The following is a 12,718-nucleotide window of genomic DNA, read 5'->3' as shown; positions in this document are numbered from 1 at the left end:
ATGATAGTAATAGACAAATTAACGAAGGCTTTCGGTTCAAACAAAGTCGTAGACGAGGCCAATACTCAGTTTGAAAAGGGCAAGGTAACATCGATTATCGGTCCAAATGGCGCGGGAAAGAGCACGCTGTTATCTATGGCCTCGCGCTTAACGGAGCGAGATGGCGGTAGTGTTATCATTGATTGCAAGGAAATCGCGGAATGGGACACAAAAGAGCTAGCGAAAAAACTGGCAGTACTTCGCCAAGCTAACTCGATTACAATGCGGTTTACCGTAAAAGAGTTAGTCTCTTTTGGTCGTTTCCCATACTCTAAAGGAAATCTGACTAAAGAAGATCATGAGGTCATAGAAAAAGCGATCGACTACTTAGATTTGCAAGATATTCAAGACAAATACTTGGATGAATTAAGTGGTGGTCAGCGACAGCTTGCATTTATTGCTATGGTGATTGCACAAGATACAGATTATGTCTTTCTTGATGAACCTCTTAATAACTTAGATATCAAACACTCTCTTCAGATCATGAAAGTTGTGCAGCAGTTAGCCCATGACATGAATAAAGCTATGGTGGTCGTGATTCATGATATTAATTTCGCGGCGTGTTACTCAGATGTCATATTGGCGCTTAAGAAAGGTAAAGTTGTGGCGAGTGGTGCGGTTGAAGAGGTTATTCAAGCGTCTACGCTAGAGGACATCTACGAAACGCCATTTAACATCATAGAGTTAAACGGTAAGCGTATGTGTACTTATCATTAAGCGAGCTAGTTCGTTTTTAACGAGATCAATAGATAGGCGGGCTTACTTGGTGAGCTCGTCTATGATTGGGCATCGGCTCTCTGCATCTCCAGGACAAGAAGAAACCCAACCTTCAAGTTGCGTTTTGATCTCCATGAGGTGTGCAATTTTTTCTTCAACCTCTCTCAGTTTGTCCATGGTTCTTGCTTTTACTTCGCTACTTTTGCGGTTGGGGTTATGAGCAAGTTGTACGAACTCTTTGCATTCTTGCAACGAAAAGCCTGCGCTTTTTGCGCGTGATACCAAGTTAAGCTCTTGAATATGAATATCTGAATATTCGCGATAGCCAGAGTCGCTGCGCGCTGGTGGAGATATGATCCCTTTGTCTTCATATAATCGAATCGACTTAGATGAAAGCCCTGTGAGCTTCGCGACAGCACCAATATTCATGTTTAACCTCCATAACGTTTAAGGCGAGTATATACCGATGTTGTGGATAAGACACTCCTAAATAACAGTCAGTTACCTAGAGTCCCCTTACTCTTTAATCACTTCATGTGGTGGCACACCAAATGCCTTTTTGAAGGCATAAGTGAAGTTAGAAGGGTGGTGGTATCCGGCTTCATAGGCGGCTTCTGTTATCGTCACTAGGCCACGTTCCAAATGTTGCCTAGCAATCTCAAGACGTCGAAAACGAATGTAGCCGTTTATGGTCATATTAAGTGATTGTTTAAATCGGCGCTGCAGGTTTGAAACACTCATTGAGAATTGGCTCGCCAACTTTTCCAAGCGTAGTTCTTGATCAAGGTGAGTTTCAATATAGCTGACAATATCCTCAATCCGACCGTCAATGTGTCGTTCAATACTGCTGTTTTTAGCACTGAAATTCTTAGGAATTTGCTTGGTGGCTTGATGTAAAATTTGATAGATCAAGCTTTCGACCTCTAGCTTCTCTTGGAACTCTTGCGGTGTTTCTCTATTTGTTAACGTTTCGGCCAGCTCGCATAGCGTCTGGTTAGGCTCCAACTGTTGAAACGCCTGATGAGAGTTAAAAAAGGCTCGATGACTACAATTTTGCTCAAGGCGGGCCTCTAGCCATTGGGGCTTAACCAATATGTTGATCTTATTAATGAGGTTATCTTTGAGCAGTGAACGACGAAAATTTGCAGGTTTGAGTAAGTTCACCACTACACCCTTAGGGCCGTCGCTCGCGTCTAAATCAAATTGCAAATCGTCGTAGCCAAACGAGAGTCTACCTTCTAAAAGAATAGTGACCAGCAGTGAGGCATGTGCAGTAGAAACAATATTCGAATCAATAAGTTCTAGACAACGCCCGCCATGAACAAAAATTTGATCATTGTACTGATATGATAGGAACTTACCTTCGGCCAGTTGAGTTTGACAAGGTTGGCCTTGCGTGACAATCCATTGTTTCTCTGTCGCCTCTAGTCTTTGGGTTAAAGCTATCTTGGCAATTTTAGTTCGTTTTGTTGTGACTTCCTGCATTTGACACTTCCTCATAACACTTGTGCGATTTCGCATAACCAAATCGCCTTTGTATTTATAAAACTCATGCTTATTATACCTGAGAATTATTATCATTAATATTTAGGAATGAAGTTATGGAAAGCCCTGCTTGTTCACCTATCAAGCTTTCAAGCCTTTGCCTTGCAGTGGGAATGGCGCTATCAACCCCTGTTTTAGCTCAAGATACTGAGTCACATTTTGAAGAGGTCGTTGTATGGGGAACGAAAGTTTCCAGCAACACTGAGTCGATGTTTGCGGACGACATGTCACTGAAGCAAGCGGATCATATGTCTGATTTACTGCGCGATATTCCCGGTGTGGATGTTGGTGGCACACACTCTGTGAATCAACGTATTACGATTCGTGGTTTGAGCGAAACCGATTTGGACATTCGTCTTGACGGTGCTTCTCAGCATGCGAGCATGTTCCATCATATTGGTAACTTGACGTTGAACCCTGACATTCTCAAATCTGCGGACATTCAGGTAGGTAATAACTCTGTGACTCAAAACGGGTTAGGCGGTTCGGTCTACTTTGAAACGAAAGACGCTCGTGACTTACTTCGTTACGATGAAAAGTTTGGTGCGCGTGTTTATGGCGGCTATGCATCCAACGACAACCAACAAGGTTCGTTGACACTGTACGGACTTTTGTCCGAAAACATTGATGCGATGGTCTATGGCCATTACGTTACGCGTGATGATTTTGAAGATGGTGATGGCAATAAAACCTATGGTGCTGCAGGTGATGTTTACAACATTCTGGCTAAGCTGGGGTATGAACTAAATGACATCCATCGTTTTGAGCTCTCTTATGACATGTACCGAGACAGTGGAGATTACAGTCCGCGTCCTGATATGTCGGGTAGTGCAAATAATAGCCTGTCGAGCAAGTTACTTATCCCTACGGATTATGACCGCGATACCGTTACCTTGAGTTACGAGTTGCGAGGCGAACAACACCAAGGAAACGTCACTCTTTATAATACCGAGACAGAAATTAAACGTGACGAAACGGTGATGGCCCCTCGTTGGCCCTCGAACCGTTTATCAAAGAACACCGCCAAAAACCAAAACTTTGGTTTGAATGGCAAATTCCAGTCAGATGTTATGTTGGGTGAGTTTGATAATCGAGTCACTTATGGCTTCGACTACATGGATAAAACGTCTTCGAGTTACTACGGTAGTCGTAAGTTTATGGACGAATCGGCGATTTCAACCGCACTGTTTGTAGAAGATCAGTTCTTCTTCTCTGATGCCTTCTTTATTACTGCAGGTATGCGCTTTGATGATTACAAACGCAAAGCTGAGACAGGAACCAGTAATTATGATGATGTGACTTGGGCTCTAGCAGCAGAATGGGCGGTGACGCAAGATTGGACGTTGTTTGCGAGTGCACGCTCTCTATTTAAAGGTCCAGAGCTAATGGAAACCTTTATTGCTTACCAAGACGTTGCATTTTTAGAGGATGGGCTAAAGCCAGAAACGGGATTGAACACGCAGGGTGGTGTTCGTTTTGATAAAACCTTTGATAAGCATTTCTTTGGGGCGAATATTACGGTATTCCAAACGGAAATTGATGATTACATTGCAGACCAGTACCAAAACGCGACTCAAACTTACCTGATTTACAACTTAGGTGATGTTGAGATTAAAGGCTTTGAAGCAAGTGCTTCTTATGGTTACGACAAGTTTAACAGCAAACTTTCTTACTCTAAGTCGGACACCAAAAACAAGAATACTGGTGGTCCTGTTGCTGGGGGCAATGGGCGTAGCATTGATATGGGTGATAGCATTGCTCTAACTTTGGATTACCAGTCAGACGCTTTAGAAACGATCTTCGGGTGGAACTCAATGTTTGTTCTAGAGGAAGACAACGTCTTTGATGGTCAGCCAAAGAAAGCAAGTTATGATGTGCATAATCTATACGCTCAATGGGTGCCGTCTGATATTGATGGGCTGTCGGTGACCTTTGGTATTGATAATGTATTTGACGAGTTGTACAGCTCTCATGCGTCTCGTTCGGGTACTGCACGTGGCTTCACGCTTGATGACTACGAGCCGGGTCGCAACTTCAAGCTCTCTGCAGCTTATCAATTCTAACAAGGCTCTTCATAGGACGTTTCAAAGTAACGAGTAAGTTCATGATTAAAGAAAGCACCCGAATAGATAGCGAACACGCTGACAAATACTTAGTGACGCTTTGTCGGCATTTTGGACGAAAAGTTCCTGCTACTTGGAATGAAAATAGCGGTTTGGTGACATTTCCGACGGGAAAAGCGGAGTTTAACCTTTGTGCATCTAGCTTAACTATAACCTGTGAGGCGGATTCAGAAGAGAAACTGAATACGGTTAAGGCGATCATTTCATCGCATGTGGACATGTTTTCTCGTCGAGAAACACTAGCACTTAGCTGGGTTCGTTAGCGCTCGTTTAAGGATGCTGTGATAGAAAGGGAATGTTAAAAGCAAAAGCCCGCAATCTTATGATTTGCGGGCTTTTATTGTTTGAATGCTATTGCGCTTTCTCAGGCTCTAGGCTTTTTTTTTCCTGCTGCATTTTTGCTAGGAAGTAGATGTTAACGCAAGCAATAAAACCGTTAGTTAGTACTACAGGCCAAGAATCAATCATTAGTCCGTAAGCAGTAAATAGCGCACAACCAATAAAGTTAAGGATACGAAGCTTAACAATATCTTTCATAGTTAGCGAAATAGCGACCATGATTGAAGCTGCATAACCTAAAATCTCAACCATATTCATGTCCATTTTTTGACCCTCTTAAAATCTGCCGAATTTTGTCGGTACCAATTCTTCTCATCTTGAGATTAATGAGGAAGCTCCATGCCTCGAATGGTCTTTTTTTGTTGTATGGACGCACTATATCAATGGAAAAACCGTGATAAAAGCCTCAAATCAAGGTTAAGAGAAGGTTAGCGATTACGCAAACGTTTAGGACTGGAATTACTGATAATTTTACTTATTGTGTTGATTGATAATTACGATGACATTAATAGCTCAAACACCATTGAAAGTAAGGGAATATTTACATATGATTGAAAATGATAATTATTTTCAAGTGCTGTGTTTATGTATTTTATTATTAGCTTGCTCGTGTTTTTTTTGCTGTATATCAGAACAAAACCGAACTCGTGGTGTGCGGGGATTCATATCGTAAGCCACTTTTTTATCGTTGCATTTTGTCCTGCAATTTATGTTGTTCAATATTTAATCGTTACGTTTTTTTCGTCACCGATATTGATTAAGATGTCATCACGCTCCGGTGTATACAACATTCTCATTGCTTTTCTTCCATTATTGATCGCAACCGGCAGTCTGGCGTTTAGCTGAATGATTTCATCTCTCTTCTTTTCTTAAAACAACTACACTTAATCAGAATAAGGTATCAATTTCATATAATTATTCGATATCTACGCGTCAGCACATGTGTCACATTTCTGTGACTACGAGTAAGTTTTACTTATGTTGCTTGGTAGTAGGGTATTTATCGATTGTTTAATGATTCAATACTTAGTTTAATCGTATAAAGGTGTGCAGTATGCCGCACTAAATTAATAAGAAATTATCTAAAAAGGTTAATGGGAAACGTAAGCCATTAGCGGAGGTCAGATGAGTACGCACACGGTACCGCAGAGCGCGATTGTAAATGCTGTCAAAGGTGAAGTTTTGGTTTTGGGCCTGGATGGAAACGTTAAGGTCATAAAAGCGGGGGATGAGTTAAGACCTGGCGAGATTATTATCACAGAAAATAATGCTTCTCTCGACGTACAGATAAATAATGAGCTTTATCTGGTCGATGCAAATTGTGTTGCTTGTCTTCCTGTGCCTTCTTCTGAACCGTTAGAACCAGTATTGGTACAATCTCCAGTTAATGGCTTGGTGACTTTTGACCCAACGGCTATTGGAAGTGCTGACTTCGACGCCAACGATATTGCCGCTATCCAGCAAGCTATTTTAGACGGAGCTGACCCTACCGCTATCTTAGAAGCAACAGCTGCTGGCGCAGGTGCTGAAGGCTCGGCTAATGCTGGCTACGTGACGGTTGAATATAATAACCCGGAAGTACTCGCGTCTACTTTTTTTGAAACGTCTGCGACTCGCAGCGGAGAAGATGATCGCGACGAAGATGACGGTTTGAATGTCACGATCTTTGCTGATGGTGGGCAGTCACTGCAATCTAGCGTAACAGAAGGCTCAATTTCTCTATCTAGCTACCCGCAAACCATTTCTTCTAGTGTGCTGGTTGAAGCAGGGGATCTCGCACTTGATACTGCTTCATTTGTGCCTGAAACGTCCTCATTAGAGTCTTTGTTAACCGAGTTAAACAGTGACATTACCTCTGGTGGTCAGCCAGTAGCGTTCGTTTACGACGAAGCGCAAAATGCCATTATCGGCACTCAAGGTGGTAACGAAGTGCTTCGTATCGAGATCGAAGCGACATCTTTAGGCCGTGATTTAGAGTTAGAGGTCGTTACCACGATTAGCCAGGGTATTGACCATGTGGCGTCCATCGCTGATGGCCAAGTATCTATCGTCGGTGATCAAATCAATATCGCTTTTGACATTACAGGCGCAGATATTGGTGGTAATAGCATTCAAGCGCCTATCGATTTTACGACAACCGTTATTGATGGCGATGATCCTGCGCCGCAGAACGTTACTTTTGAAAACGTTGAATCTTCTTCTACACCAATGACTGGCACTTTTGTTGATATTGGTAGTGATCAATTGGCAACGGTCACGTTTAATCAAGAAGGACTTAGTCAGTTCGATGGCCTACTGAGTGATAATCAGGCGACAGAAGCGGTACTCTCTGAAGACGGCAGTACTATCACCTTGTCCATTGCGGGCTCGAATGAAACCGTCTTAACCATCAGTTTGAATACTGATGGTACCTACCAATTTGAGCAATTTAAGCCGTTAGAACAAACAAACGGTGAAGATACGATTGAGCTCTCTTTGCCAACCACAATCGTCGATTTCGACCAAGATACGGCAAGCAACACCTTTACGATGACCATCCTCGATGGCGATAATCCAGTGATTGAGAACGTGACGGGCTTGTCTTTAGACGAGGCGGGGGTTGACCAAGGTTCACAGGAAGGCGCGGCAGTAACAAGTGGTACTGGGTCGATCACGACAGCGGTCGGAAGTGACATCATTGATCACTATGAGTTGGAACCTACAGAGTTCAATGTTGGTGGAGAACTCCAATCTCAAGGGCAGGTTGTTCAACTAGAACTAGCGTCCGAGAGTAACGGCGTACGTACTTACGAAGGCTTCATCGAGCTGGATGGTGTGCGTATTACCGTATTTGATGTGGCGATTGATGCACCTGCATTGGGCGAATACCAATTCAACTTGTATGAACAACTTGACCATACGGGTGCTAACGATGACTCGCTCACTTTCTCACTGCCAGTTTACGCGGTAGATGCGGATGGTGACCGCTCCTCGATTACCGACGGCTCGAACACACCAGAAGCAGCGCAAATTGTCATTCAAGTTCAAGATGACGTTCCTACGATTGATGGCGTTGAGGCTCTAGCCGTCGATGAAGACGATTTATCAAGCATAGGCTCCGATCAAAGCGACTCTGTGCTCGCGCAAGGCAACTTCACGACGACTCAGGGCTCAGACCGTGTCGTAAGTTATCAATTAGAGAGCGGCACTGATCCACTCAATGGGTTGGAATCACAGGGTCGATCTATCTCTCTGACGGAAACAACCAATTCAGATGGCAGCTTTACCTATTCTGCAACAGCTGAAGGGGATGCTATCTTCACCTTACAAGTGAACCCTGACGGTTCTTATTCATTTACCCTTGAAGGTCCAATCGATCATGCTGCGGGTAGTGATAGCTTAACTCTAGACTTCAATATTGTCGCAACGGACTTTGACGGTGACACCAGTTCACTTGTTCTACCGGTTACCATTGCTGATGATGTGCCAACCATTAACAACGTTGTTGCTCTTACCGTCGATGAGGATGACTTGAGTTCGGTAGGCTCTGACCAATCACAGCCAACGCTGGTTGAAGGTCAGTTCACGACGACTCAGGGTTCTGATGGCGTCGTACAGTATCAGTTGGATGTAAACGCTGATCCTTTAAAAGGCCTGCAATCTCAAGGTCAGACCGTCTCCATTGCCGAAACGCAAAATGCAGACGGCAGTTACACCTACAGCGCAACGGCAAATGGCAGCGCAGTTTTCACATTAATTTTGAATACCGACGGCTCGTACAGTTTTGAGCTGCAAGGTCCAATCGACCATGCGGCAAATAGCGACAGCTTAACCCTCGATTTTAATGTTATTGCTACTGATTTCGATGGTGACACAAGCCAAATCGTACTGCCTGTTACCATCGTGGATGATAAGCCGACCATTACCGATGTCGATGCGATTACCGTTGATGAGGATGACTTAGGCACGATTGGGTCAGATCAGACTGACCCGATTTCAATCGATGGCAACTTCACCACCACACAAGGCTCGGACCGAGTAGTGAGCTATCAGCTCGATGCTTCTTCGACACCAGTTGACGGCCTCACATCACAAGGCGTGGCAGTCACGCTAACTGAAACCGCAAACGGCGATGGAAGCTTTACTTACGAGGCGACAGCGGGTACTGAAGCGGTCTTTACGCTTACAGTGAACACTGATGGCTCTTATAACTTCACGCTTGAAGGTTCAATTGACCATGCAGTAGATAGCGATGAGTTGACACTGAACTTCCCAATCATCGCGACCGACTTTGATGGCGACACCACAAACGCCACTATCCCTGTGACGATCGTGGACGATAAGCCAGTTATTACTGACGTGGATGCCATTACGGTTGATGAAGATGATCTAGCGTCAATCGGTTCAGACCAAAGCAATCCGATTTCTATTGATGGTAACTTCACCACCACACAAGGTTCAGACCGAGTGGTGAGCTACCAACTCGATGGCACATCAACACCAGTTGACGGTTTAACATCGCAAGGCGTGGCTGTCACATTAACTGAAACTGCAAACGGTGATGGCAGCTTCACCTACGAAGCAACAGCGGGCTCTGAAGCAGTCTTTACGCTAACAGTGAATACTGATGGCTCTTATAACTTCACGCTACAAGGGCCAATTGATCACGCGGTGGGTAGTGACGAGCTGATACTGAACTTCCCAATTATCGCAACCGACTTTGATGGCGACACCGTCACAGAAACGATTCCAGTCACAATTGTTGATGATGTACCGACTATCACAGCGGTGGATGCGTTGAGTGTCGACGAAGACGACCTTAGCGGTGTGGGTTCAGACCCAGGCGGCGATCTGTTCGTTGAAGGGGCGTTTACAACCACACAAGGCTCTGACCGAGTGGTGAGCTATCAACTGGATTCAACCGCAGATCCTGTTGCGGGGCTGACCTCTCAAGGTGAGGCGATTATCTTGGTGGAAACCGCGAATGGCGACGGCAGCTTTACTTATGTTGCGACCGCTGACGGCAATCCTGTCTTCACGTTGAATGTCGCAACAGATGGTACGTACGATTTTACGCTGCAAGGCCCGATTGACCATGCAGCTAACAGTGACAGCCTGACGATTGATTTCCCAATTATTGCCACCGATTTTGATGGTGATACGACTTCGGCAACCATTCCAGTCACGATTACGGATGATGCACCAATCATTGATAATGTCGTGCCTCTGGCTGTAGACGAAGATGATTTATCAGGTATTGGCTCAGACCAAACTGACGCAGTGTTTGTGGCAGGCGCATTTACGACCACTCAAGGTTCAGACCGAGTGGTGAGCTACCAACTTGATTCAACTTCTGATCCTGTTTCAGGTTTAACTTCTCAAGGTGAGCCTGTTATTTTGGTAGAGACTGCGAATCCCGATGGCAGCTTCACTTACGTGGCAACTGCGGATGGCAATCCTGTCTTCACCATGAACGTGAATGCAGACGGTACATATGACTTCCGTCTGGAAGGGCCAATCGATCACGCGTTAAACAGCGATGAGCTAGTACTGAACTTCCCAATCATTGCAACAGACTTTGATGGCGATACGACGACCGCGACCATTCCAGTCACGATTACTGATGACGTTCCAACCATTAATAACGTTGTTCCACTGACAGTAGACGAAGATGATCTCGCTACAATTGGCTCAGACCAAAACGATGATGCGTTTATGTCGGGCTCTTTCAGCACAACTGAAGGCTCAGACAGCGTTGTTAAATACCAGCTTGATGCAACGGCAGATCCAGTAGCAGGGTTGACCTCTCATGGTGAGCCTGTCGTGCTTGCTGAGACAGCAAATGGTGATGGCAGCTTTACTTACACTGCCACAGCAAATGGCAATGACGTATTTGAATTGGTGGTGAAGCCAGACGGCAGCTACACCTTTACTCTGCAGGGCCCACTAGACCATGCGGTGAATAGCGACAGCCTGCAAATCGACTTCCCGATTATCGCAACAGACTTTGATGGCGATACATCGACAGAAACACTACCTGTCACCATCGTTGATGATAAACCAACCATCACTGACGTAGACGCAATCCGTGTGGATGAAGATGACTTAGCGACGATTGGCTCTGACGGCTCAGATCCAATTTCAATCGATGGCAACTTCACTACAACGCAAGGTTCTGATGGGGTAGTAAGCTACCAATTAGATACTGCAGCAACGCCAGTTGATGGTCTAACATCACAAGGTATGGCCGTCACGCTGGCTGAAACCGCAAACGGCGACGGTAGCTACACTTATGAAGCGACAGCGGGAACTGAAGCAGTATTTACGCTGACCGTTAATACGGATGGTTCATACAACTTCACGCTGCAAGGTCCAATCGACCATGCGACAGACAGTGATGAGCTGACGCTGAACTTCCCAATCATAGCAACGGATTTTGATGGTGATACCACCACAGAAACGATCCCAGTCACCATCGTGGATGATAAACCGACCATTACCGATGTTGATGCGATTACCGTTGATGAAGATGACTTAGGTACGATTGGTTCAGATCAGACTGGCCCGATTTCAATCGATGGCAACTTCACCACCACACAAGGCTCTGACCGAGTGGTAAGTTATCAGCTTGATGCTTCTGCAACACCAGTTGACGGCCTTACATCACAAGGCGTGGCAGTTACGCTGACTGAAACCGCAAACGCTGATGGCAGCTTTACTTACGAGGCGACAGCGGGTAGTGAAGCGGTCTTTACGCTGACGGTGAATACTGATGGTAGCTATAACTTCACGCTTGAAGGTCCAATCGACCACGCGGTAGATAGCGATGAGCTGACACTCAACTTCCCAATCATCGCAACAGACTTTGATGGCGACACCACAAATGCCACTATCCCAGTGACAATCGTGGACGATAAGCCTGTTATTACCGACGTCGACACCATTACGGTTGATGAAGATGATCTAGCGTCAATTGGCTCAGACCAAAGCAATCCAATTTCTATTGATGGCAACTTTACTACCACACAAGGCTCTGACCGAGTGGTGAGCTACCAACTCGATGCTTCAGCAACACCAGTGGACGGTTTAACATCGCAAGGCGTGGCTGTCACACTGATAGAAACCGCAAATGGTGATGGTAGTTTCACTTATGAAGCGACTGCGGGTGGCAACCCAGTATTTACTCTGACAGTAGATACTGATGGCTCTTACAACTTCACGCTAGAAGGGCCAATTGATCACGCGGTGGATAGTGATGAGCTGACACTCAACTTCCCAATTATCGCAACCGACTTCGATGGCGACACCGTTACTGAAACCATTCCAGTCACGATTGTTGATGATGTACCGACCATCACAGCGGTGGATGCGTTGAGTGTCGATGAAGATGACCTTAGCGGCGTGGGCTCAGACCAAACTGACGCTGTGTTCGTTGAAGGCGCGTTTACCACTATTCAAGGCTCTGACCGAGAGTGGTGAGCTATCAACTGGATTCAACGGCTGATCCGTTGCGGGGCTAACGTCTCAAGGTGAGGCGATTACCTTGGTGGAAACCGCCAACGGTGATGGCAGCTTTACTTATGTGGCGACCGCAGACGGCAATCCGGTATTCACGTTGAATGTCGCAACAGATGGTACGTACGATTTTACGCTGCAAGGCCCGATTGACCATGCAGCTAACAGTGACAGCCTGACGATTGATTTCCCAATTATTGCCACCGATTTTGATGGTGATACGACTTCGGCAACCATTCCAGTCACGATTACGGATGATGCACCAATCATTGATAATGTCGTGCCTCTGGCTGTAGACGAAGATGATTTATCAGGTATTGGCTCAGACCAAACTGACGCAGTGTTTGTGGCAGGCGCATTTACGACCACTCAAGGTTCAGACCGTGGTGAGCTACCAACTTGATTCAACTTCTGATCCTGTTTCAGGTTTAACTTCTCAAGGTGAGCCTGTTATTTGGTAG

At 45.3% G+C, this 12,718-nt stretch carries 8 protein-coding genes; 5 read left to right on the top strand and 3 right to left on the bottom strand.

What is annotated here, in order from left to right:
• Window positions 1-756, top strand: coding sequence for an iron chelate ABC transporter ATP-binding protein VctC (gene vctC, locus J4N43_RS20675; RefSeq protein WP_005376629.1), 756 nt, complete (start codon window positions 1-3; stop codon window positions 754-756).
• 42 nt (window positions 757-798) lie between these two features.
• Here the strand turns inward: vctC and cueR are convergent, their stop codons facing one another.
• On the bottom strand, window positions 799-1,185 hold the full coding sequence (gene cueR / locus J4N43_RS20670; RefSeq protein WP_252094174.1) for a Cu(I)-responsive transcriptional regulator: 387 nt from the start codon (window positions 1,183-1,185) through the stop codon (window positions 799-801).
• A gap of 87 nt (window positions 1,186-1,272) precedes the next feature.
• A complete protein-coding gene (locus J4N43_RS20665; protein ID WP_005382609.1) occupies window positions 1,273-2,241 on the bottom strand; it encodes a helix-turn-helix domain-containing protein in 969 nt (322 codons plus the stop codon).
• A gap of 116 nt (window positions 2,242-2,357) precedes the next feature.
• On the opposite strand from J4N43_RS20665, the gene J4N43_RS20660 reads away from it, so the two are divergent.
• On the top strand, window positions 2,358-4,364 hold the full coding sequence (locus J4N43_RS20660; protein WP_005382608.1) for a TonB-dependent siderophore receptor: 2,007 nt from the start codon (window positions 2,358-2,360) through the stop codon (window positions 4,362-4,364).
• A 41-nt stretch (window positions 4,365-4,405) separates the two neighbouring features.
• Window positions 4,406-4,687 carry a DUF2218 domain-containing protein gene (locus J4N43_RS20655; protein WP_005376622.1) on the top strand — a complete coding sequence of 94 codons (282 nt, stop codon included), beginning with the start codon at window positions 4,406-4,408 and terminating at the stop codon, window positions 4,685-4,687.
• An 88-nt stretch (window positions 4,688-4,775) separates the two neighbouring features.
• Here the strand turns inward: J4N43_RS20655 and J4N43_RS20650 are convergent, their stop codons facing one another.
• On the bottom strand, window positions 4,776-5,027 hold the full coding sequence (locus J4N43_RS20650; protein WP_005376619.1) for a YgjV family protein: 252 nt from the start codon (window positions 5,025-5,027) through the stop codon (window positions 4,776-4,778).
• A gap of 861 nt (window positions 5,028-5,888) precedes the next feature.
• Between J4N43_RS20650 and J4N43_RS24680 the strand changes: the two genes are divergently transcribed.
• Entirely contained in the window at window positions 5,889-12,221 is a 6,333-nt protein-coding gene (locus J4N43_RS24680; protein WP_503064188.1) for a retention module-containing protein, read from the top strand.
• Window positions 12,222-12,288: 67 nt separating this feature from the next.
• Entirely contained in the window at window positions 12,289-12,660 is a 372-nt protein-coding gene (locus J4N43_RS24675; RefSeq protein WP_503064187.1) for a T1SS-143 repeat domain-containing protein, read from the top strand.
• The last annotated feature ends 58 nt before the right edge of the window (window positions 12,661-12,718 follow it).

Source organism: Vibrio sp. SCSIO 43009 (genome assembly GCF_023716525.1).
Taxonomy (GTDB): Bacteria; Pseudomonadota; Gammaproteobacteria; order Enterobacterales; family Vibrionaceae; genus Vibrio; species Vibrio alginolyticus.
The sequence above is the reverse complement of the archived record's forward strand: the minus strand, read 5'-3'. Positions and strand labels throughout refer to the sequence as shown.

Bases quoted from the DNA above. Each gene is read 5' to 3' on its own strand.
- vctC (WP_005376629.1), top strand. From the start codon at position 1: ATGATAGTAATAGACAAATTAACGAAGGCTTTCGGTTCAAACAAAGTC.
- cueR (WP_252094174.1), bottom strand. From the start codon at position 1,185: ATGAATATTGGTGCTGTCGCGAAGCTCACAGGGCTTTCATCTAAGTCG.
- J4N43_RS20665 (WP_005382609.1), bottom strand. From the start codon at position 2,241: ATGCAGGAAGTCACAACAAAACGAACTAAAATTGCCAAGATAGCTTTA.
- J4N43_RS20660 (WP_005382608.1), top strand. From the start codon at position 2,358: ATGGAAAGCCCTGCTTGTTCACCTATCAAGCTTTCAAGCCTTTGCCTT.
- J4N43_RS20655 (WP_005376622.1), top strand. From the start codon at position 4,406: ATGATTAAAGAAAGCACCCGAATAGATAGCGAACACGCTGACAAATAC.
- J4N43_RS20650 (WP_005376619.1), bottom strand. From the start codon at position 5,027: ATGGACATGAATATGGTTGAGATTTTAGGTTATGCAGCTTCAATCATG.
- J4N43_RS24680 (WP_503064188.1), top strand. From the start codon at position 5,889: ATGAGTACGCACACGGTACCGCAGAGCGCGATTGTAAATGCTGTCAAA.